18 protein-coding genes are annotated in these 21,558 nt (G+C 60.2%); 7 read left to right on the forward strand and 11 right to left on the reverse strand.

The features are described 5' to 3' along the window. Positions 1-806 precede the first annotated feature (806 nt). From fabI to gloB, 8 genes are all read right to left on the reverse strand, one after another. Complete coding sequence (gene fabI / locus HU754_RS12625) at positions 807-1,601, reverse strand: enoyl-ACP reductase FabI (protein WP_007910591.1); 795 nt, start codon at positions 1,599-1,601, stop codon at positions 807-809. Positions 1,602-1,620: 19 nt separating this feature from the next. Then, positions 1,621-3,231 carry an ABC transporter ATP-binding protein gene (locus tag HU754_RS12630; protein WP_095047910.1) on the reverse strand — a complete coding sequence of 537 codons (1,611 nt, stop codon included), beginning with the start codon at positions 3,229-3,231 and terminating at the stop codon, positions 1,621-1,623. A gap of 1 nt (position 3,232) precedes the next feature. Continuing rightward, positions 3,233-4,252 carry an ABC transporter permease gene (locus tag HU754_RS12635; protein WP_186624340.1) on the reverse strand — a complete coding sequence of 340 codons (1,020 nt, stop codon included), beginning with the start codon at positions 4,250-4,252 and terminating at the stop codon, positions 3,233-3,235. Position 4,253: 1 nt separating this feature from the next. Beyond that, on the reverse strand, positions 4,254-5,327 hold the full coding sequence (locus tag HU754_RS12640) for a microcin C ABC transporter permease YejB (protein WP_007910584.1): 1,074 nt from the start codon (positions 5,325-5,327) through the stop codon (positions 4,254-4,256). 4 nt (positions 5,328-5,331) lie between these two features. Further along, positions 5,332-7,173 (reverse strand): extracellular solute-binding protein, encoded by a 1,842-nt coding sequence (locus HU754_RS12645; protein WP_186624341.1) that lies wholly within the window; start codon positions 7,171-7,173, stop codon positions 5,332-5,334. Then, positions 7,170-9,002: an extracellular solute-binding protein gene (locus HU754_RS12650; RefSeq protein WP_186624342.1), complete on the reverse strand. Its 1,833-nt coding sequence runs from the start codon at positions 9,000-9,002 to the stop codon at positions 7,170-7,172. The genes HU754_RS12645 and HU754_RS12650 overlap by 4 nt, the downstream gene beginning before the upstream one ends. A 415-nt stretch (positions 9,003-9,417) precedes the next feature. Beyond that, positions 9,418-10,881, reverse strand: coding sequence for a transglycosylase SLT domain-containing protein (locus HU754_RS12655; RefSeq protein ID WP_186624343.1), 1,464 nt, complete (start codon positions 10,879-10,881; stop codon positions 9,418-9,420). Between the two features lie 99 nt (positions 10,882-10,980). After that, positions 10,981-11,748 (reverse strand): hydroxyacylglutathione hydrolase, encoded by a 768-nt coding sequence (gene gloB / locus HU754_RS12660; RefSeq protein ID WP_186624344.1) that lies wholly within the window; start codon positions 11,746-11,748, stop codon positions 10,981-10,983. A gap of 66 nt (positions 11,749-11,814) precedes the next feature. On the opposite strand from gloB, the gene HU754_RS12665 reads away from it, so the two are divergent. The 5 genes from HU754_RS12665 to HU754_RS12685 all read left to right on the forward strand — a co-directional run bounded on the left by HU754_RS12665 (position 11,815) and on the right by HU754_RS12685 (position 17,127). Beyond that, positions 11,815-12,573, forward strand: coding sequence for a class I SAM-dependent methyltransferase (locus tag HU754_RS12665; RefSeq protein WP_186624345.1), 759 nt, complete (start codon positions 11,815-11,817; stop codon positions 12,571-12,573). Positions 12,574-12,664: 91 nt separating this feature from the next. Further along, positions 12,665-13,135 (forward strand): ribonuclease HI, encoded by a 471-nt coding sequence (rnhA, locus tag HU754_RS12670; protein WP_093430719.1) that lies wholly within the window; start codon positions 12,665-12,667, stop codon positions 13,133-13,135. 216 nt (positions 13,136-13,351) lie between these two features. Further along, the gene (gene dnaQ / locus HU754_RS12675; protein ID WP_093430720.1) at positions 13,352-14,110 is read left to right on the forward strand and encodes a DNA polymerase III subunit epsilon; all 759 of its coding nucleotides are present in this window, start codon (positions 13,352-13,354) and stop codon (positions 14,108-14,110) included. Positions 14,111-14,242: 132 nt separating this feature from the next. After that, a complete protein-coding gene (locus HU754_RS12680; protein WP_186624346.1) occupies positions 14,243-16,498 on the forward strand; it encodes an Orn/Lys/Arg family decarboxylase in 2,256 nt (751 codons plus the stop codon). Between the two features lie 14 nt (positions 16,499-16,512). Next, on the forward strand, positions 16,513-17,127 hold the full coding sequence (locus HU754_RS12685) for a GNAT family N-acetyltransferase (RefSeq protein ID WP_099756507.1): 615 nt from the start codon (positions 16,513-16,515) through the stop codon (positions 17,125-17,127). On the opposite strand, the gene HU754_RS12690 is transcribed toward HU754_RS12685, so the two are convergent. Both HU754_RS12690 and HU754_RS12695 read right to left on the reverse strand, forming a co-directional pair. Then, positions 17,093-17,986, reverse strand: a complete 894-nt coding sequence (locus HU754_RS12690) for a LysR family transcriptional regulator (RefSeq protein ID WP_186624347.1) — start codon at positions 17,984-17,986, stop codon at positions 17,093-17,095. The two genes, HU754_RS12685 and HU754_RS12690, sit on opposite strands and share 35 nt — an antisense overlap. Before the next feature lie 85 nt (positions 17,987-18,071). Beyond that, on the reverse strand, positions 18,072-18,302 hold the full coding sequence (locus tag HU754_RS12695) for a hypothetical protein (protein ID WP_093430724.1): 231 nt from the start codon (positions 18,300-18,302) through the stop codon (positions 18,072-18,074). Between the two features lie 185 nt (positions 18,303-18,487). On the opposite strand from HU754_RS12695, the gene HU754_RS12700 reads away from it, so the two are divergent. Together HU754_RS12700 and HU754_RS12705 are read left to right on the forward strand one after the other, a co-directional pair. Continuing rightward, positions 18,488-19,045 (forward strand): NADPH-dependent FMN reductase, encoded by a 558-nt coding sequence (locus HU754_RS12700; protein WP_038366013.1) that lies wholly within the window; start codon positions 18,488-18,490, stop codon positions 19,043-19,045. Positions 19,046-19,197: 152 nt separating this feature from the next. Next, complete coding sequence (locus HU754_RS12705; RefSeq protein WP_099756505.1) at positions 19,198-20,481, forward strand: arsenic transporter; 1,284 nt, start codon at positions 19,198-19,200, stop codon at positions 20,479-20,481. Between the two features lie 104 nt (positions 20,482-20,585). Here the strand turns inward: HU754_RS12705 and HU754_RS12710 are convergent, their stop codons facing one another. Continuing rightward, positions 20,586-21,536, reverse strand: a complete 951-nt coding sequence (locus HU754_RS12710; protein ID WP_186624348.1) for a DUF1853 family protein — start codon at positions 21,534-21,536, stop codon at positions 20,586-20,588. Between the last annotated feature and the right edge of the window lie 22 nt (positions 21,537-21,558).

Here is a 21,558-nt window from a genome sequence, read left to right on the forward strand (position 1 = left end):
CGCGAAGCGGCCGGCACAGGCATTATCTCCGGTGACTGACACACCGTCTTCGCGAGCAGGCTCACTCCTACAGGGGGGGCGGGTGTTCTCAAAATCCCGGTTCACCACAAATCCATGTGGGAGCGAGCTTGCTCGCGAAGAGGCCGGCACAGGCATTATCTCCGGTGACTGACACACCGTCTTCGCGAGCAGGCTCACTCCTACAGGGGGGGGGCGGGTGTTCTCAAAATCCCGGTTCACCACAAATCCATGTGGGAGCGAGCCTGCTCGCGAAGAGGCCGGCACAGGCATTATCTCCGGTGACTGACACACCGTCTTCGCGAGCAGGCTCACTCCTACAGGGGGGGCGGGTGTTCTCAAAATCCCGATTCACCACAAGTCCATGTGGGAGCGAGCTTGCTCGCGAAGAGGCCGGCACAGGCATTATCTCCGGTGACTGACACACCGTCTTCGCGAGCAGGCTCACTCCTACAGGGGGGGCGGGTGTTCTCAAAATCCCGGTTCACCACAAATCCATGTGGGAGCGAGCCTGCTCGCGAAGAGGCCGGCACAGGCATTATCTCCGGAGACTGACACACCGCTTTCGCGAGCAGGCTCGCTCCCACAGGGGGGGGGCGGGTGTTCTCAAAATCCCGATTCACCACAAATCCATGTGGGAGCGAGCCTGCTCGCGAAAGCGCTGGATCAGGCCATGATCAGTTGACTGAATGGACGCTTTCGCGAGCAAGCTCGCTCCCACAGGGGACAGTGTTGCAGGCATAAAAAAACCCGCCAGATCGGCGGGTTTTTTATTGGCTAGGCGAAGATCACTCTTCGATGTTGCCCATGGCGGTGGTGTTGAAGCCGCCGTCCACGTACATGATTTCGCCGCTGATGCCCGACGCCAGGTCGGAGCACAGGAAGGCGCCGGCGTTGCCTACTTCGTCGATGGTGACGTTGCGACGCAGCGGGGTTTGCGCTTCGTTGGCGGCCAGCATCTTGCGGAAGTTCTTGATGCCCGAGGCTGCCAGGGTACGGATCGGGCCAGCCGATACGCAGTTGACGCGGGTGCCGTCCGGGCCCAGGGAGCCGGCCAGGTAACGTACGCCAGCTTCCAGCGAAGCCTTGGCCATGCCCATTACGTTGTAGTTCGGCATGGTGCGCTCAGCGCCCAGGTACGACAGGGTCAGCAGGCTGCCGTTGCGGCCTTTCATCATTTCGCGGCCGGCTTTGGCCAGGGCCACGAAGCTGTAGGCGCTGATGTCGTGCGCGATGCGGAAACCGTCACGGGTGGTGGCTTCGGTGAAGTCGCCGTCCAGTTGGTCGCCCGGAGCGAAGCCAACGGAGTGAACGATGCAGTCCAGGCCGTCCCACTTCTTGCTCAGTGCTTCGAAGACCTTGGCGATTTCTTCATCGCTGGCCACATCGCACGGGAAGCACAGCTCAGGGCTCGAACCCCAGCCTTGGGCGAATTCTTCAACACGACCTTTCAGTTTGTCGTTCTGATAAGTGAAGGCAAGCTCAGCGCCCTCGCGATGCATGGCGGCAGCGATGCCGGATGCGATGGACAGCTTGCTGGCGACACCGACGATCAGTACGCGCTTACCGGCGAGAAAACCCATGTGTTGCTCCTCTTTCAGGTTATTGCGCAGTGGCTGGTGCCAAAAAAGCGGCTTCCAGCAACTGCTGTGTATACGGATGTTGGGGGGCGGCAAAAATACTTTGCGCGTCTCCCTGTTCGACCACTTGGCCATGCTTGACCACCATCAACTGGTGGCTCAGCGCTTTGACGACAGCCAAATCATGGCTGATAAACAAATACGTCAGGTTGTACTTGGCTTGCAGTGAACGCAACAGCTCCACCACTTGCCGCTGCACCGTCCGGTCGAGTGCCGACGTCGGCTCGTCCAAAAGGATCAGCGCCGGCTTCAACACCAAAGCCCGGGCAATGGCGATTCGCTGCCGTTGCCCACCGGAAAATTCGTGGGGGTAGCGGTGCCGGGTTTCCGGATCCAGACCTACCTCCTTCAATGCCGCAATAATCGCCGCCTCTTGTTCCTCAGCGGTGCCCATCTTGTGAATCCGCAGGCCTTCGCCAACGATATCGCTGACACACATGCGCGGGCTCAGGCTGCCAAACGGGTCCTGAAACACCACCTGCATCTCCCGACGCAACGGGCGAACCTCGTTCTGCGTCAGGCAGTCTAGCTGCTTGCCTTCAAAGCGGATCGCGCCTTTGCTGCCAATTAGCCGCAAAATCGCCAGACCCAGCGTGGATTTGCCGGAACCGCTTTCCCCCACGATCCCCAGGGTCTGACCCTGCGGCAGGCTGAAATTGATGCCATCCACTGCCTTGACGTGATCCACCGTGCGCTTGAGCAGGCCTTTCTTGATCGGGAACCAGACTTTCAAATCCTCGACCTCAAGCAGCGGCGCGCCGATTTTATTGCTCGCCGGGCCTCCGCTGGGCTCCGCGCCGAGCAATTCCCGAGTGTACGGATGCTGCGGCGAACGGAACAGCTCTGCGCACGATGCCTGTTCGACGATGCAACCGCGCTGCATGACACATACGCGATGCGCAATTCTTCGCACCAGGTTCAAATCGTGACTGATCAGTAACAACGACATGCCCAATCTGGCCTGTAATTCCTTGAGCAAATCGAGGATTTTCAGCTGAACGGTCACATCCAGCGCAGTGGTCGGTTCGTCGGCAATCAACAATTCCGGCTCGTTGGCCAGGGCCATGGCGATCATCACACGCTGGCGCTGGCCACCGGACAGTTCGTGGGGCAGGGCCTTGAGACGCTTGTGCGGCTCGGGGATGCCGACCATGTCCAGAAGCTCCAGCGTACGCTTGGTCGCGACTTTGCCGGTCAGGCCCTTGTGGATGCCGAGCACTTCGTTGATCTGCTTCTCGATCGAATGCAGCGGATTCAGCGAGGTCATCGGCTCCTGAAAGATCATCGCGATGCGATTACCACGAATGTGGCGAATCGTCTTCTCGCTCAGGCCCAGCAGGTTTTGCCCGGCATAGTTGATGCTGCCGGCCGGATGGCGGGCCATCGGGTAGGGCAGCAGGCGCAGGATCGAGTGCGCGGTGACCGATTTGCCCGAGCCGGATTCGCCGACCAGCGCCAGGGTTTCGCCGCGTTTGATGTCGAAACTCACGCCTTCGACGACCCGGTGCACACGCTCGCCGAAACCGAATTCGACGGCGAGGTCGCGCACTTCGATCAGATTGTCCTGATTCATTTCACTTCCTCGGGTCGAAGGCATCGCGAGCGGACTCGCCGATAAACACCAGCAAACTCAACATCAACGCCAGCACGGCAAAGGCACTCATGCCCAGCCACGGCGCTTGCAGGTTGGATTTGCCCTGGGCGACCAGTTCACCCAGCGACGGACTGCCGGCCGGCAAGCCGAAACCGAGGAAGTCCAAAGCGGTGAGGGTGCCGATGGCGCCGGTGAGGATGAACGGCATGAAGGTCATGGTCGAGACCATCGCGTTGGGCAGGATGTGGCGGAACATGATCGCGCCGTTCTGCATGCCCAGCGCTCTTGCTGCGCGCACGTATTCGAGGTTGCGGCCACGGAGGAACTCGGCGCGCACCACGTCGACCAGGCTCATCCACGAGAACAGCAGCATGATCCCCAGCAGCCACCAGAAATTCGGCTGGACGAAACTGGCGAGAATGATCAGCAAGTACAGCACCGGCAGCCCTGACCAGATTTCCAGAAATCGCTGCCCGGCCAGATCGACCCAGCCGCCATAGAAACCCTGCAAAGCACCGGCAATCACGCCGATGATCGAACTCAGCACGGTCAACGTCAGCGCGAACAGCACCGAAATGCGGAAACCGTAGATCACCCGCGCCAGCACGTCGCGACCCTGATCGTCAGTACCCAGCAGGTTGTCCGCCGACGGTGGCGCCGGGGCCGGGACTTTCAGGTCGTAGTTGATGCTCTGGTAGCTGTAGGGAATCGGCGCCCACAACACCCACGCTTCCTTGGCCTTGAGCAGTTCGCGGATGTACGGGCTCTTGTAGTTGGCTTCCAGCGGAAATTCGCCGCCGAAGGTGGTTTCCGGGTAGCGCTTGATCGCCGGGAAGTACCAGTTGTTGTCGTAATGCACCACCAGCGGCTTGTCGTTGGCGATCAGCTCGGCGCCCAGGCTCAGGCCGAACAGCACCAGAAACAGCCACAGCGACCACCAGCCACGCTTGTTGGCCTTGAACAGTTCGAAGCGGCGGCGGTTGAGAGGGGACAGGTTCATCTCAATGCTCCCGGCTTTCGAAGTCGATGCGCGGATCGACCAGGGTGTAGGTGAGGTCGCCGATCAGTTTTACCACCAGCCCCAGCAGGGTGAAGATGAACAGGGTCCCGAACACCACCGGGTAATCGCGGTTGATCGCCGCTTCGAAACTCATCAGGCCGAGGCCGTCGAGGGAGAAGATCACTTCCACCAGCAAGGATCCTGTGAAGAAGATGCCGATGAACGCCGACGGGAATCCGGCAATCACCAGCAGCATGGCGTTGCGGAACACATGGCCGTACAACACGCGATGACGCGTCAGGCCTTTGGCCTTGGCGGTGACCACGTACTGTTTGTTGATCTCATCGAGGAAGCTGTTTTTGGTCAGCAGGGTCATGGTCGCGAAGTTGCCGATCACCAGTGCGGTCACCGGCAGCGCCAGGTGCCAGAAGTAATCGAGGATCTTGCCGCCGAAGCTCAGTTCATCGAAGTTGTTTGAGGTCAGGCCCCTTAGCGGGAACCAGTCGAGATAACTGCCGCCGGCAAACACCACGATCAGCAGGATCGCGAAGAGAAACGCCGGGATCGCATAGCCGACGATGATCGCCGAACTGGTCCACACGTCGAAATGGCTGCCGTGCCGGGTTGCTTTGGCGATCCCCAACGGGATCGACACCAGGTACATGATCAGCGTGCTCCACAGCCCCAGCGAGATCGACACCGGCATCTTTTCCTTGATCAGGTCGATGACCTTGGCGTCGCGGAAGAAACTGTCGCCGAAATCCAGCTGCGCGTAGTTCTTGACCATGATCCACAGACGTTCCGGGGCCGATTTGTCGAACCCGTACATGTGTTCGATTTCCTTGATCAGCGCTGGGTCCAGACCCTGCGCGCCGCGATAGGACGAGCCGGCCACCGACACCTCGGCACCGCCGCCGGCAATCCGGCTGGTGGCGCCTTCGAAGCCTTCGAGCTTGGCGATCATCTGTTCCACCGGGCCACCGGGCGCGGCCTGGATGATCACGAAGTTGATCAGCAGAATGCCGAACAGGGTCGGGATGATCAGCAGCAGTCGCCGAAAAATATACGCCAGCATCTGATTACTCCGTGCCCACAGGGTCGGCTTGCAGTTTGGTTTCGACTTCTATTGCCGGTTTTGCGTCGGGCTTGACCCACCAGGTATTAATCCCGATGTCGTACTTGGGCGAGACTTTCGGGTGACCGATGTGGTTCCAGTACGCCACGCGCCAGGTCTTGATGTGCCAGTTCGGCACCACGTAGTAACCCCATTGCAGCACGCGATCCAGTGCGCGGGCGTGGGCCACCAGGCTTTTGCGTGAGTCGGCGTTGATCAGGTTTTCGACCAGTTGATCGACAATCGGATCCTTCAGGCCGATGGTGTTGCGGCTGCTCGGTTTGTCGGCAGCGGCGCTCATCCAGAATTCGCGCTGTTCGTTACCCGGTGAGTTGGATTGCGGGAAGCTGCCGACCATCATGTCGAAGTCCCGCGAACGCACGCGGTTGATGTACTGCGAAACGTCTACGCGGCGGATTACCAGATCGATGCCAAGGTCGCTGAGGTTGCGCTTGAACGGCAGCAGTACGCGTTCGAATTCGGTCTGCGCGAGCAGGAACTCGATCACCACCGGTTTGCCCGTGGCGTCGACCATTTTGTCGTCGACGATCTTCCAGCCGGCCTCTTGCAGCAGTTGGTAGGCCTCGCGCTGCTGCGCGCGGATCATGCCGCTGGCATCGGTCTTCGGATTCTCGAACGCTTCGCTGAACACCTGCGCCGGCAGTTTGCTGCGGAACGGCTCGAGGATCGCCCGTTGATCGGCGTCGGGCAGGCCGGTGGCGGCCATTTCCGAGTTTTCGAAATAGCTGCGGGTGCGGAAGTAGGCGCTGTTGAACAGTTGTTTGTTGGTCCACTCGAAATCGAACAGCAGACCGAGTGCCTGACGCACCCGCACATCCTGAAACACCGGGCGACGCAGGTTGAAGACGAAGCCCTGCATGCCGGTCGGGTTGCTGTTGGCGATCTGTTCCTTGATCAAACGGCCTTCGGTAACCGCCGGGATGTTGTAGGCGTTGGCCCAGTTCTTTGCGGTCATTTCCAGCCAGTAATCGAATTGTCCGGCCTTCAGCGCCTCAAGGGCGACGGTGTTGTCGCGGTAGTAATCGGTGGTCATCGTGTCGAAGTTGTAGAAGCCACGGTTGACCGGCAGGTCCTTGCCCCAGTAATCCTTGACCCGCTCGTAACGCACTGAACGTCCGGCCTTCACTTCGGCGACCTTGTAAGGGCCGCTGCCCAGCGGAATCTCCAGGTTGCCCTTGGTGAAGTCGCGATCGGCCCACCAGTGCTTGGGCAGCACCGGTAACTGGCCGAGGATCAGCGGCAGTTCGCGGTTATTGGTGTGCTTGAACTTGAAGAGCACTTTCAGCGGATCTTCGGCGATTACCTCGGAAACGTCGCTGTAATAGCCGCGAAACAGTGGAGAGCCTTCTTTTGTGAGCGTGTTGAAGCTGAACACCACGTCCTCGGCGCGTACCGGGTGGCCGTCGTGGAAGCGCGCTTCGGGGCGCAGGTAGAAACGCACCCAGCTGTTGTCCGGAGCTCTTTCGATCTGCCGGGCGATCAAGCCGTATTCGGTGAACGGTTCGTCGAGGCTGTGTTTGGTCAAGGTGTCGTAGATCTGCCCGACATCGTCGGCCGGCACGCCTTTGCTGATAAACGGGTTGAGGCTGTCAAAGCCGCCGAAACCGGCCTGACGGAAGATGCCGCCCTTGGGCGCATCAGGATTCACGTAATCGAAATGTTTGAAATCGGCCGGGTATTTAGGCGGCTCGTTGTACAGGGTCACGGCGTGTTGCGGAGCGGCAAAGGCCAGCCCGGCGAACAGCAAACCGCTGGCCTGGACGAGCAGGGCGCGGATCGGTTTCATTGATCTTTCTCCGAAGACTTCAGCCACCACGCGCTCAGGCCCAGGGTGTAGGGCGGCGTGGTGACGAAGGCCAACCGGTTGCGGTAGGCCAGACGGTGATAATTGAGGTACCAATTGGGAATGCTGTAGTGCTGCCAGAGCAGCACGCGGTCGAGCGCCCTGCCGGCGGCGACCTGCTCGTCGCGGGTGCGCGCGGCGAGCAATTGTTCGAGCAGGTGATCCACTACCGGGTTGGCAATGCCTGCGTAATTCTTGCTGCCCTTGACCCCGACCTGACTGGAGTGGAAGTACTGCCACTGTTCAAGCCCCGGGCTGAGGGTCTGGTTGAGCGTCATCGAGATCATGTCGAAATCAAATTGATCGAGGCGCTGTTTGTACTGCGCCCGATCCACGGTGCGCAGGCGCGCGTCGATGCCGATGCTGTTGAGGTTCTCGATATAGGGCTGGTAGAGGCGCTCCAGGTTCGGATTGACCAGCAGCAGCTCGAACCGCAGCGGTTGGCCGTCAGCGTTTTGCAGGCGCTGACCGTTGAGCTTCCAGCCGGCTTCGGCGAGCAATGCCAATGCCTTGCGCATGGTTTCCCGGGGAATGCCGCGTCCGTCGGTTTTTGGCAGGGTGAACGGCTCGGTGAACAGCTTGGCCGGCAGTTGTTCCTTGTACGGCTTGAGCATCAGCCATTCGTGCCCGACCGGCAGGCCGGAGGTGGTGAACTCGCTGTTGGGGTAGTAACTGGTGGTGCGTTTGTAGGCATCGCTGAACAGTGCGCGGTTGGTCCACTCGAAGTCGAACATCAGGCCCAGCGCTTCACGGGTCTTAACGTCCGAGAACGTCGCACGGCGGGTGTTCATGAACAGGCCCTGAGTCTGGGTCGGGATCTGATGCGGGATCTGCGCCTTGATCACATCGCCACGGCGTATGGCGGGGAAGTTGTAGCCGTTGGCCCAGTTCTTCGCCTGATGCTCGATGTAAATGTCGAATTCGCCAGCCTTGAATGCTTCGAAGGCCACGTCGCTGTCGCGGTAAAACTCGACTTCCATGCGATCGAAGTTGTACTTGCCGCGATTGACCGCCAAGTCCTTGCCCCAGTAATCCTTGACCCGCTCGAAGATCAACTGCCGGCCCGGCGTCACCGAAGTAATGCGATACGGGCCGCTGCCCAACGGTGGTTCGAAGGTGGTGGCCTTGAAGTCGCGGTCTTTCCAGTAATGCTGCGGCAGCACCGGCAACTCGCCGAGGCGCAGGATCAGCAGCGGATTGCCCGAGCGCTTGAGCACGAAGCGAATGCGCTGCTTGTTGAGAATGTCGACCCGCAGCACTTCCTGCAACGCGGTACGGTACAGCGGATGGCCGTCCTTGAGCAGCGTTCGATAGGAGAAAGCCACGTCATAAGCGGTGATCGGCGTGCCGTCGTGGAAACGCGCCTCGGGACGCAGGTTGAAGACGACCCAGCTGCGATCTTCGCTGTACTCCACCGATTGCGCGATCAAACCATAGCTCGACGCCGGCTCGTCACCGGACGGCGAATACTGGCCGGTGCCGACCATTAGCGGCTCGTTCAGCTCATTGATGCCGTACTGGAGGAAATTCGCGGTGGTCACCGGGCTGGTGCCTTTGAACGTGTACGGATTGACCGTATCGAAGGTGCCGAACGCCATCACCCGCAACGTACCGCCCTTGGGCGCTTGCGGGTTGACCCAGTCGAAGTGGGTAAATCTGGCCGGGTACTTGAGCGTGCCGAACTGCGCATAACCGTGACTTTCGGTAATCGTCGCGCTTGCGGTTGAGCTCAAGGCCAGGCTGATCAGGAACAGGAGGAGGGGACGCTTCAAGTCAGATCCGATCCAGGCGGCTTGGGCTTAGTGGGCCGTACAGTAACAGCTTGTCTGGACAGGAAAAAGATGCGGGTTAAAGAGCCCCTCACCCTAACCCTCTCCCGGGGGGAGAGGGGACTGACCGAGTTGTTTCTTCGAGCTGCGCCGACCTGAACTGTCGAGTCGAACTTACGTTTTGAAAAGCCCCTCACCCTAACCCTCTCCCGGAGGGAGAGGGGACTGACTGTGGTGTCTGGGCGAATTGCATCGACGTGCGATACCGAGTCGAACTCGGATTTTGAACAGCACGGAGATCGGCTCCCTTTCCCCCTCGCCCCCGTGGGGGAGAGGGCTGGGGTGAGGGGGATCGATCTAAAGCACACCACAAAATCCGGACGAAAAAAAAGCCCCCGAAATCTCAGGGGCTCTTCTGTCAGTGCGGCTGATAAACCGTGAGCATCTGCCCAGGCTTCAGTGCTTTGCCCGCACCCGGATTCCAGCGCTTGAGATGCTGCATCTCAACGTTAAAGCGCTTGGCCACGACGTACAGTGTGTCGCCGCGTTTGACCTTGTACTGGGTTTGCTGCGCGCTGTCGTCCTTGCCTTTGCTCTTGCTGTTGGCCGCAATCACCGTGTTGACCCGGCCGGATTTGCGTGCCGGCGCGCGCTTGGTGGTGTCTTGCATCACCAGGGTCTGACCAACCTTGAGGTTCTTGCCGGTCAGCTTGTTCCAGCGTTGCAGATCCTTGACTTCGACCTTGTTGGCCTTGGCGATGGAACCGAGGTTGTCGCCACGCTTCACCCGATAGGCACGCTTGAGCTGCGCCACTTCCGACGGATCGGCGCCTTCGAAGACTGGTTTCAGCGAACGCGAGCTGATCAGCTCTTCCGGACGCATGGTCTGCAAACTGGCCGTCAGCAATTGCGCCTTCGACGTCGGCACCAGCAAATGCTGAGGGCCGTCGATGGTGGTGCGTTGCTTGAAGGCCGGGTTGAGCTGGAACAGTTCGTCTTCGTCGATGTTGGCCACCGCAGCGACCTTGGACAGGTCCATGCGCTGGTTGATTTCGACGACCTGGAAGTACGGTTCGTTGGCGATCGGGTTGAGGTTCACGCCGTAGGCTTCCGGCGCCAGCACCACTTGCGACAGCGCCAGCAGCTTCGGCACGTAGGCCTGGGTTTCCGCCGGCAACGGCAGGTTCCAGTAGTCGGTGGGCAGGCCGAGCTTTTCGTTACGTTCGATGGCGCGGCTGACCGTGCCTTCACCGGCGTTGTACGCCGCCAGCGCCAGCAACCAGTCGCCGTTGAACATGTCGTGCAGGCGGGTCAGGTAATCCATCGCTGCGGTGGTCGAGGCGGTGATGTCGCGACGGCCATCATAGAAGCGCGTCTGACGCAGGTTGAAGTAACGCCCGGTGGACGGAATGAATTGCCACAGACCCACCGCATCGGCCCGGGAATAGGCCATCGGGTTGTAGGCGCTTTCAATCACTGGCAGCAGGGCCAGTTCCAGCGGCATATTGCGTTCTTCGAGGCGTTCGACGATGTAGTGAATATAGAGACTGCCGCGTTCACCGGCGTTCTCGAGGAAAGAGGGATTGCTGGCGAACCACAGGCGCTGTTGCTCGATGCGCGGGTTGACGCCGAGACCTTCCTGCAGCTGAAAGCCCTGGCGCATGCGTTCCCAGATGTCCTGGGGAACCTGTGGGCTGGGCTTTTCGGACAGCCAGATCGGCTTCTGCTTGGCTCGCGCAGCAATGTTCGGCGTATGGGTCGCTTCAGTCTGCGGAGCATGGCTGGAACAGCCCGCCAGCGTGGCGGACACAGCCACCGCGATGGCCTGCGCCAGGCGGGTCAATGCGTCTGAATTGACGGACTTACGTATGGATGACGACATTGGCTGGAAGTAAGTTCCGGGCAAAAATGTCGGGCGATTCTAGAAAGCGCACCCCCTGCGGTCAACCATTCAGAATTTTTGTACCAAGTAGTGGGGGGCTTAGAACTTATCTTTCCAAGCCCGCAGAGCCGCAAATACCTCACTCGGCGCCCGGTTTTGAGCGCCTGCCCGTTCGTCCACTTTTTGTGTAACTAATGTTTCACAGGTACGCAAGAACGGGTTTGTGAGCTTTTCCAGTGCCAGGGTCGAAGGCAGGGTCATGACGCCGTTTTGCCGCTGCTGAGTGACTTTTTCCAGACGGGCGGCGATGTCCGGATTGCCCGGCTCGACGGCAGCGGCAAACTTCAGATTGCTCAGCGTGTATTCATGGGTGCAGTAGACCAGGGTATCTTCCGGTAGAGCAGCGAGGCGGCTGAGCGAGTGGTGCATTTGCTCCGGCGTGCCCTCGAACAGGCGACCGCAACCGGCGGCGAACAGGGTGTCGCCGCAAAACAGCAGGCCGTGGTGGTAATAGGCAATGTGTCCCAAGGTGTGACCGGGCACCGCATAGACGTCGAAGTCCCAGCCGAGCACGCTGACCGTGTCGTTGTCCTCGAGCGCCACGTCGCGCCCCGGGATGCTTTCGCTGGCCGGGCCGTAGACTTTTGCGCCGCTCAGCGTTTTCAGGCGTTCGACGCCGCCGACATGATCATGATGGTGGTGGGTGATCAGGATGTCGCTCAACACCCAGCCCGGATGCGCTGCAAGCCACGCCTGCACCGGCGCGGCATCGCCCGGGTCGACCACGGCGCAGCGCTGGGTGCGGTGATCCTGTAACAACCAGATGTAGTTGTCGGTGAACGCGGGCAGGGCACTGATCTGTATCATCGTCGGAATTCGCCAAGCGGAAAACATTGGCGCATCTTAGTAGTTCCTGGCGCTTTGGAGAATGCGATGAGTGATAAAGCGTTCGCACAGGCTGATCCTGACTGGCTGGCCCTGATCGGTGCAGCCCGTGAATGGCTGTCCGGCCCGCTCGGGCAATTTCTGCTCGATGAAGAGCGGCGCATGCTCGAAGACGAGTTGGGCCGTTTCTTTGGCGGTTATCTGGTGCACTACGGGCCATCGGCCGAAACCCCGCCGTCGGCACCGCAAGTGCAGCGCAATGTGCGCCTCGGTGCACCGTTGCCCGGGGTCGAGATTGTCTGCGAGGAGCAGGCCTGGCCGCTGAGCGAGCATGCCGCCGATGTGGTGGTGATGCAGCACGGTCTGGATTTCTGCCTGTCGCCCCACGGTTTGCTGCGTGAAGCAGCGAGCAGCGTGCGTCCCGGTGGGCATTTGCTGATCATCGGCATCAACCCCTGGAGCACCTGGGGCCTGCGCCATGTGTTCGCCCACGACGCCTTGCGCCAGGCGCGCTGCATCTCGCCGTCGCGGGTCGCCGACTGGCTCAATCTGCTGGGCTTCGCGCTGGAGAAACGCCGCTTCGGGTGCTATCGTCCGCCGCTCGCGTCACCCAAGTGGCAGGCCCGTCTGGCCGGCTGGGAACGCAAGGCCGGTGAGTGGCAACTGTCGGGTGGCGGCTTCTATTTACTGGTCGCGCGCAAGATTGTGGTCGGACTGCGACCGTTGCGTCAGGAACGGCGCGAGCCGATGGGCAAGCTGATTCCGCTGCCGATGGCCAAGGTCAACCGCCGCCGCATCGAACCGTAAAACTTTCTTTTATTTGTGGCCGGGTGTGTCCCGGCCTCGGTCATTGTCGATCCGTGATCGGCAAGACACGCATTTTTCTGGATAGATTGGCATGAGCGAAAGCGTTGAAAGCGTCGACACCGTAGAGCTGTTCACTGACGGCGCCTGCAAAGGCAACCCCGGCCCCGGCGGCTGGGGCGCCTTGCTGGTGTGCAAGGGCGTCGAAAAGGAACTGTGGGGTGGCGAAACCAACACCACCAACAACCGCATGGAACTGCTCGGCGCGATCCGTGGCCTCGAAGCCTTGAAGCGCCCCTGTGAAGTGCTGCTGGTGACCGACTCGCAATACGTGATGAAGGGCATCAACGAGTGGATGGCCAACTGGAAGAAGCGCGGCTGGAAAACCGCAGCGAAGGAGCCGGTGAAAAACGCTGATCTTTGGAAGGAGCTGGATGAGCAGGTCAACCGCCACAAGGTCACCTGGAAATGGGTGCGTGGGCATATTGGCCATCACGGTAACGAGCGGGCGGACCAGTTGGCTAACCGTGGCGTTGACGAAGTGCGCGGCTACAAGCAAAGCTGATTTCGCTTCTGAACCGTGGTGCGGCCATTTACGAGCAAGCTCGCTCCCACAGGGAAATGCATTCCAGATCTGATGCCCTTCCCTGAATTGGAATGCATTCCAATGTGGGAGCGAGCTTGCTCGCGAAGGGCGCGCCACGGTCTGACTGAAACACCCCGCCGAGCGTGTTAACATCCGCGTTTTTTGCAAGATCGCCCCGTTGAGAGCTGAACACTGATGGCCACCAGATCCGTTGTACTCGATACCGAAACCACCGGCATGCCGGTGACCGATGGTCACCGGATCATTGAAATCGGTTGTGTCGAACTGATCGGTCGGCGCCTGACGGGCCGGCATTTTCACGTTTACCTGCAGCCGGATCGCGAGAGTGATGAAGGCGCCATCGGCGTCCACGGCATCACCAACGAATTCCTCGTCGGCAAGCCGCGCTTTGCCGAAGTGGCCGATGAGTTCTTCGAGTTCATCAAAGGCGCGCAGCTGATCATCCACAACGCGGCGTTCGACGTTGGCTTCATCAACAACGAATTCGCCCTGATGGGTCAGCACGATCGCGCTGACATCACCCAGCACTGCTCAATCCTCGACACCCTGATGATGGCTCGGGAACGTCACCCGGGGCAGCGCAACAGCCTCGATGCGTTGTGCAAACGTTATGGCGTCGACAACTCCGGCCGTGAACTGCACGGCGCCTTGCTCGACTCGGAGATTCTCGCCGACGTCTACCTGACCATGACCGGTGGCCAGACCAGCCTGTCACTGGCCGGCAACGCTTCCGACGGCAATGGCACGGGCGAGGGCGCGGACAACTCGGCGACCGAGATTCGCCGCTTGCCGGCTGATCGTCAGCCAGCGCGGATCATTCGTGCAACCGAAGAGGAACTGGCGGCGCATCTGGTGCGGCTGGAAATTATTGCCAAGTCCGCCGGTGGCCCGGCGATGTGGACGCAGATCGCGGAAGCTGACGCCCAGGCTTGAAGATCAACGGATCGGACGATCTTTGCTTTTGGCGGCATGAAGCCAACTGGCCACCCTCGCCACATTCGCTGCAACCCTCTACCCTGAGTGCATTGGCCGATTCAATTCGGCCGCCTCAGGACACTGAGCCTCATGTACAAAGATTTGAAGTTTCCGGTGTTGATCGTTCATCGCGACATCAAGGCCGACACGGTCGCCGGTGACCGTGTCCGTGGCATCGCCCAAGAGTTGGAGCAGGAAGGTTTCAGTATCGTGTCGGCCACCGACTACGCCGAAGGGCGGTTGGTCGCGTCGACCCATCATGGTCTGGCGTGCATGCTGATTGCCGCCGAGGACGCCAGCACCCACTCGCATCTGTTGCAGAACATGGCCGAGCTGATCGGTCTGGCGCGGGTACGCGCACCGGATCTGCCGATCTTTGCCCTCGGCGAGCAAGTTACCCTGGAAAACGCGCCGGCCGATGCCATGGCCGAGCTCAATCAACTGCGCGGCATTCTCTATCTGTTCGAAGACACCGTACCGTTCCTCGCCCGGCAAGTGGCCCGTGCGGCGCGCAAGTACCTCGATGGTTTGTTGCCACCGTTTTTCAAGGCGTTGGTGCAGCACACCGCCGACTCCAATTATTCCTGGCACACCCCTGGCCATGGCGGCGGTGTGGCGTATCACAAGAGTCCGGTCGGGCAGGCGTTTCACCAGTTCTTCGGTGAAAATACCCTGCGTTCGGATTTGTCGGTGTCGGTGCCGGAGCTCGGGTCGCTGCTCGATCACACCGGGCCGCTCGCCGAAGCCGAAGCGCGCGCCGCGCGCAATTTCGGCGCCGATCACACCTTTTTCGTGATCAATGGCACCTCGACCGCCAACAAGATTGTCTGGCATTCGATGGTCGCGCGCGACGATCTAGTGCTGGTTGACCGCAATTGCCACAAGTCGGTGTTGCACGCGATCATCATGACCGGGGCGATCCCGCTGTATCTGTGCCCTGAGCGTAATGAGCTGGGGATCATCGGCCCGATCCCGCTGAGCGAATTCAGCCGCGAGTCGATTCAGGCCAAGATCGACGCCAGCCCGCTGACCAAGGGCCGCGCGCCGAAAGTCAAACTCGCCGTGGTCACCAATTCGACTTACGACGGCCTCTGTTACAACGCCGAGCTGATCAAGCAAAGTCTCGGCAACAGCGTCGAGGTGCTGCATTTCGACGAGGCCTGGTACGCCTATGCGGCGTTTCACGAATTCTTCGCCGGGCGCTACGGCATGGCCACCTCGCGCAGCGAAGACAGCCCGCTGGTATTCACCACGCATTCCACGCACAAGCTACTCGCCGCCTTCAGTCAGGCCTCGATGATTCATGTGCAGGACGGCGGTGCGCGGCAACTGGACCGTGACCGTTTCAATGAAGCGTTCATGATGCACATCTCGACTTCACCGCAGTACAGCATCATCGCCTCGCTCGACGTTGCCTCGGCAATGATGGAAGGCCCGGCCGGGCATTCGCTGTTGCAGGAAACCTTTGACGAAGCGCTGAGCTTCCGTCGCGCGCTGGCCAATCTGCGGCAGCACATCGCCGCTGATGACTGGTGGTTTTCGATCTGGCAGCCGCCGGGTGTCGAGGGCATCGACCGCGTGCAGACCGAAGACTGGTTATTGCAACCGGATGCCGAGTGGCATGGTTTTGGGGAGGTCAGCGACGATTACGTGTTGCTCGATCCGATCAAAGTCACGCTGGTCATGCCGGGGTTGAACGCCGGCGGCGCGCTGAGCGAGAAGGGCATCCCGGCGGCGGTAGTCAGTAAATTCCTCTGGGAGCGGGGGCTGGTGGTGGAGAAGACGGGTCTGTATTCATTTCTGGTGCTGTTCTCCATGGGCATTACCAAAGGCAAATGGAGCACGCTGCTCACCGAGTTGCTGGAATTCAAACGCAGCTACGACGCCAATGTGCGCCTCGACACCTGCCTGCCGTGTGTTGCTCAGCAAGACATCGTGCGTTATCGCGGCATGGGCCTGCGGGATTTGTGTGATCAACTGCACGCCTGTTACCGCAGCAATGCCACGGCCAAACACCTCAAGCGCATGTACACCGTGCTCCCGGAAATTGCCATGAAACCGGCGCACGCCTACGATCATCTGGTGCGTGGCGAAGTCGAGGCGGTGCCGATCGATGATCTGAAAGGACGCATCGCCGCGGTGATGCTGGTGCCGTATCCGCCGGGGATTCCGCTGATCATGCCCGGCGAACGCTTTACCGAGTCGACACGCTCGATCATCGATTACTTGAAATTTGCTCGCACGTTCGATAGCAGCTTCCCCGGTTTTGTCGCGGATGTGCATGGATTGCAGCACGAAGATGAAGGCAATGGGCGGCAATACACCGTCGATTGCGTCAAGGAATGAGGACTTTTCCCAGTATGCAACCGGTCATGAATCCGAAATACCCAGGGCTGTCGGTGCGCGTCGCCGATGAAGGCTTTGCGCCGTATATCTGGGGCAGCGACTTCAGTTTCGAGGTCACCGCCTATGGCGCTGCCGTGATCGGCCAGCCTGTCGAGCAATGGCGGGTGACGCCGATCGTGCCGTACCGCAAGTGCTACGGCATCGATCCGGAAGAGTTCAGCGCCTTTCATAACGCGCCGGACAGCGCGATTTTCATGGCGTATCTGGATGATCAGCCGGTCGGCCATCTGGTGATCAGTACCAACTGGAACGGCTTCGCCCATATCGATGAGCTGGCGGTGCATGCGCCGGCGCGGCGCCATGGCGTGGCCAAGGCGTTGCTCGATGTCGCGCAGTTCTGGAGTCGCAAGAAAAAACTGCCGGGGATCATGCTCGAAACCCAGAACAACAACCTCGGCGCTTGTCGGCTGTATGAGCGTTGCGGCTACGTGATTGGCGGCGTGGACCAGTTGCGCTATCGCGGCATTGATCCGAACACCGCCGAAGTGGCGCTGTTCTGGTATCGATTGTTCGATAACCCGCTGGAAAACCCGCTCAGCTCGCCAGCATCGCCTCGGCTTGTTCCGTGATGATCGCCAGTAACGTCTGAATCGCCGATGCCGGCGCGGTGTGCTTGAACGTCAGGGCATAGAGGCTGATCGGCACCGCCGGCGACAGTGGGCAGACATCCAGCCCTGCCGGGCGCGCGCCCAATGCGGTGAACGGATCGACGATGGCCAGGCCTTCGCCGGCCTCGACCATGCTGCGCATCATCTGATGGGTTTGTACGCGGGTCTGAATGCTCGGTGCCGGACGCAACGCCTGGAGTTTGTTTTCCAGCGCCGGGCTCAGCGGGTCCTGGCCTTCGAGGCCGACCATGGCCTGGCCAGCGAGATCCTGCAGGGAAATGTATTTCTGTTTCGGTTGCAGCCAGCCATGGGGGGCGAGCAGTTGCAGCTTGCCCTGGGCCAATGGCCGGCAATCAATGTCGGGGTGTTCGGGATCGTGCAGGCTCAAGCCGAGATCGCTTTCACGTAACAACAGGCTGCGGACGATATCGCGGGTTGGCGCGCTGAGCAGGCTGCACGGTGCATCGGGCAGGCGTCGGCGCAGGGCGGCAAGGCTTTGTGGCAGTAATTGTTGCGCCAGCGGCGGGGTGCCGATGATGCGCAAGGGTGGGGCGAGGTATTGCTTGAGGCTGCTGGCCAGACGCTGCACCGGCTCCAGCGCTTCATAAACGTGGGCGATTTCGACCTGCAATGCCCGCGCCTCGGGCGTCGATTGCAGGCGCCCGCGTACGCTGGCGAACAGCATGAACCCCAACTGACTCTCGGCTTCGCGCAAACGCTCTTCGACCTCGGCCACCGGCAACTCCAGCCATTCGGCGGCAGTGCCCAGGTGACCGGTCTGCAAGAGCGCCTGAATCACTTCGATATGACGTAAACGCATGCGTGAAGTCCATGTTCAGCAGGTGGGGTCAGTGGCTGAATCCTACCCCAACTCTGCGCATATGACTTCTGCTCATAACGGCCAGTTATGAAGCGACGGTGGTCTCAGGCTCACGGGTCAGGGTGATGCCTGACTGAACCAGGAGAAACTCATTGTCGTTGACCTTGTTGACGCGATCGCCAATGGCCAGTTTGTAAATCGGCTCCGAGCCAGTGGAACCGTCTGCCGACGGGTTGGATTCCTGGAACTCATGCACGGAATAAACGCGGCCTTCCGCATCTCTTGCATGGAACTGACCGACCAGTACTGCTGCCATCTGCTTAGAACCTCTGGAGATAAAACGCTTGATTTGCGGCTTGGTAGACCGCTATCAAGGCCTGTAAGTTTTCCTACAGGAAAAAAATAATCAGCGCGCGGGAATTTCCCATTGTGTGCTGGTGGAATCGTCACCGGATCATCTATAACTAGTGGCTCCTCCCACGGACCATCGAGAGTTCTTCCATGAGCAATGTCTACAACGTCGCTGTAGTGGTCGGTAGCCTGCGCAAAGCTTCGATCAATCGCAAAGTCGCCCTGGCACTGGCGGAGCTGGCCCCGGCGAACCTCAAGCTTGAGATTGTCGAGATTGGCGATCTGCCACTGTATAACGAAGACATCGACGGCGATTCACCGCCGGCAGCCTACAGCACTTTCAGGCAAAAAGTGGGTTCTTCCGACGCGGTGCTGTTTGTCACGCCCGAGTACAACCGTTCGGTGCCGGCGCCGTTGAAGAATGCCATCGACGTCGGCTCGCGGCCTTATGGCAAGGCTGTCTGGAGTGGCAAACCGGGGGCGGTGATCAGTGTATCGCCCGGTGCGATCGGTGGTTTCGGGGCGAATCAGCATCTGCGCCAGTCGTTCGTATTCCTCAATGTGCCGTGCATGCAGCAACCGGAAGCGTATCTGGGCGGCGCGGGTTCGGCGTTTGACGAGGCGGGCAAGTTGAGCGAGTCGGTGAAACCTTTTCTGCAAAGCTTTATCAATGCCTACGGACAATTCGTAGAACAACACAAGAAGTAACCTGTACACGGAACAATGTAGGAGTGAGCCTGCTCGCGATAGCGGTGTGTCAGTCGACCAATTGGTAACTGACAGTCCGCTATCGCGAGCAGGCTCACTCCTACAGTTTTGTGTTGGCTTCATAACCCCATTTCAATTTAAGGCTGTTGCGGATGCTCGCTGCGTCACTGATTTTCCTGCTGACCATTACCCTTGTCATCTGGCAACCCAAAGGCCTTGGCGTCGGCTGGAGTGCGACGCTTGGCGCGGTGTTGGCGCTGATCTTCGGCGTCGTCCACCTCAGCGACATTCCGCTGGTGTGGCAGATCATCTGGAACGCCACCGGCACCTTTGTCGCGCTGATCATCATCAGCCTGTTGCTCGACGAAGCCGGGTTCTTCAACTGGGCCGCGTTGCACGTGGCGCGTTGGGGGCGGGGCAGTGGGCGCAAGCTGTTTGCTTTTATGGTGCTGCTCGGCGCATTGGTGTCGGCGTTGTTCGCCAATGACGGCGCGGCGCTGATCCTCACACCGATCGTCATTTCGATGTTGCTGGCACTGCGCTTTTCTCCGGCGGCGACGCTGGCGTTCGTGATGGGCGCGGGGTTTATCGCCGATACCGCGAGCCTGCCGTTGGTGGTATCGAACCTGGTCAACATTGTTTCGGCAGACTTCTTCCACATCGGTTTCAACCGCTACGCAGCGGTGATGGTGCCGGTCAACTTCGTCAGCGTGGCGGCGACGCTGGGCATGCTGCTGTGGTTTTTCCGCCGCGATATTCCCTCGGCGTACGACCCTGAGCAACTCGAACATCCTGAAACCGCGATCCACGATAAAGCCACGTTCTACGCCGGTTGGGCGGTGTTGGTGATTCTGCTGATCGGCTGCTTTGCGCTGGAGCCGCTGGGCATTCCGATCAGTGCGATTTCCGCCGTGTGCGCCGCTCTGTTGCTGGGCATCGCCGCCCGTGGTCACAAGATTTCCACGCGCAAGGTGATGAAAGAAGCGCCGTGGCAGATCGTGATCTTCTCGTTGGGTATGTATCTGGTCGTGTATGGCCTGCGCAATGCCGGGCTGACCGGGTATCTGGCCGGTTGGCTGGATGTCTTTGCCGGTCATGGCGTTTGGGGCGCGGCAATGGGCACGGGTGTGCTGACTGCGTTGCTGTCATCGATCATGAACAATTTGCCGACGGTGTTGATTGGTTTGTTGTCGATTGATGCCAGTCAGGCCAGCGGAGTGGTCAAGGAAGCGATGATCTATGCCAACGTGATTGGCAGTGACCTGGGGCCGAAGATCACGCCGATTGGCAGCCTGGCCACGTTGTTGTGGCTGCATGTGCTGGAGCGCAAGGGGATTCATATTGGCTGGGGGTATTACTTCCGGGTCGGGATTGTGTTGACGGTGCCGGTGTTGTTGGTGACGTTGGCGGCTTTGGCTTTGCGGCTTTCACTTTAGACCGAGGTGACCCCATCGCGAGCAGGCTCACTCCTACAGGGGAATGCATTCCAAATGTGGGAGCGAGCTTGCTCGCGAAGGCGTCATATCAAACACCAACAAACTCAGGCCTGGCCGGGGACATTCGGCCAAAGATCCGACACCAGAAACAACCGCTCAGCCTCTTCCCATTCCCCCTGCGCGTTCTCGGTCAGGCGCACCATCAGCTGTGCCGGGGCCAGCGGCTCAAGATCCTCCAGCCACATGCGTAAATGCTCCATGGTCCACGTCTGGTCCGCCGGATAATGCGCCGGTGCCAGCCAGGCGTGGCGGGGCAGGGGTTGCCAGCGTCCTGCCGGACGTTGAGCGACGAATGCTGGCCAATCCTTCTGATGCAACCAACTGCCGCGCAAATGCTGCGGGTGCGCACCGCTCGGTGATTCAGCGGGCCCGGGCCACGGATACAACAAGTAACCACCGAGCCACAGCTGCGCGCTGAACACCTCGATATCCAGCGCTGCCAGCACTTCGCGACTTTCCGGGCGCGCCGAGATCGGCAATTGATGCTCGGCCAGATGCGCCAGTTTGCGATCCAGCCGATCATGACAACCCGGGCCTAGCCACTGCGCGGGATCACGACCGTCGCCATTTTGCGGGCCGAGATAAAGCTTGATCGCCAGTTCCAGGTGATGCACGCCGTCGCGGTCACGCAACAGCATGTCTAGCTCGCCGAGGGTGTGGCCCTCGCGGCGGATCGGCAGGTTGGCGGCGATCAGCTCAATGCCCGGCGCATGCTCCACGGCAAACTGCCACAGCCGTTCGTAATACAGGCCCAGACGCCGCGTGCGCGCCTGCGACAGCCAATGCAACAAGCCATAACTGTCGCGGTCGAGCTGGCGCAACCAGTGCTCCAGCCGCTGCGGGTCATGCACCCAATCGCTGCCCGCCAGCGGATGACGCTGCGGCCATGGCGTGGTGGCGAGCATCGGCGGGGCGAGGATCACCCACGCCAGATCCCGCACTTCCGGGTGGCGTAATTGGTGGGGCAACTGAAGCAAATCGGGAAACAGGATCATCTTGCGAGCATAGCCTGAAACA

The sequence above is a fragment of the Pseudomonas zeae genome, assembly GCF_014268485.2.
Taxonomy (GTDB): domain Bacteria; phylum Pseudomonadota; class Gammaproteobacteria; order Pseudomonadales; family Pseudomonadaceae; genus Aquipseudomonas; species Aquipseudomonas neuropathica.

Coding starts and splice junctions, on each gene's coding strand:
- fabI (WP_007910591.1), bottom strand. CDS start 1,601: ATGGGTTTTCTCGCCGGTAAGCGCGTACTGATCGTCGGTGTCGCCAGC.
- HU754_RS12630 (WP_095047910.1), bottom strand. CDS start 3,231: ATGAATCAGGACAATCTGATCGAAGTGCGCGACCTCGCCGTCGAATTC.
- HU754_RS12635 (WP_186624340.1), bottom strand. CDS start 4,252: ATGAACCTGTCCCCTCTCAACCGCCGCCGCTTCGAACTGTTCAAGGCC.
- HU754_RS12640 (WP_007910584.1), bottom strand. CDS start 5,327: ATGCTGGCGTATATTTTTCGGCGACTGCTGCTGATCATCCCGACCCTG.
- HU754_RS12645 (WP_186624341.1), bottom strand. CDS start 7,173: ATGAAACCGATCCGCGCCCTGCTCGTCCAGGCCAGCGGTTTGCTGTTC.
- HU754_RS12655 (WP_186624343.1), bottom strand. CDS start 10,881: ATGTCGTCATCCATACGTAAGTCCGTCAATTCAGACGCATTGACCCGC.
- gloB (WP_186624344.1), bottom strand. CDS start 11,748: ATGATACAGATCAGTGCCCTGCCCGCGTTCACCGACAACTACATCTGG.
- HU754_RS12665 (WP_186624345.1), top strand. CDS start 11,815: ATGAGTGATAAAGCGTTCGCACAGGCTGATCCTGACTGGCTGGCCCTG.
- rnhA (WP_093430719.1), top strand. CDS start 12,665: ATGAGCGAAAGCGTTGAAAGCGTCGACACCGTAGAGCTGTTCACTGAC.
- dnaQ (WP_093430720.1), top strand. CDS start 13,352: ATGGCCACCAGATCCGTTGTACTCGATACCGAAACCACCGGCATGCCG.
- HU754_RS12680 (WP_186624346.1), top strand. CDS start 14,243: ATGTACAAAGATTTGAAGTTTCCGGTGTTGATCGTTCATCGCGACATC.
- HU754_RS12685 (WP_099756507.1), top strand. CDS start 16,513: ATGCAACCGGTCATGAATCCGAAATACCCAGGGCTGTCGGTGCGCGTC.
- HU754_RS12690 (WP_186624347.1), bottom strand. CDS start 17,986: ATGCGTTTACGTCATATCGAAGTGATTCAGGCGCTCTTGCAGACCGGT.
- HU754_RS12695 (WP_093430724.1), bottom strand. CDS start 18,302: ATGGCAGCAGTACTGGTCGGTCAGTTCCATGCAAGAGATGCGGAAGGC.
- HU754_RS12700 (WP_038366013.1), top strand. CDS start 18,488: ATGAGCAATGTCTACAACGTCGCTGTAGTGGTCGGTAGCCTGCGCAAA.
- HU754_RS12705 (WP_099756505.1), top strand. CDS start 19,198: ATGCTCGCTGCGTCACTGATTTTCCTGCTGACCATTACCCTTGTCATC.
- HU754_RS12710 (WP_186624348.1), bottom strand. CDS start 21,536: ATGATCCTGTTTCCCGATTTGCTTCAGTTGCCCCACCAATTACGCCAC.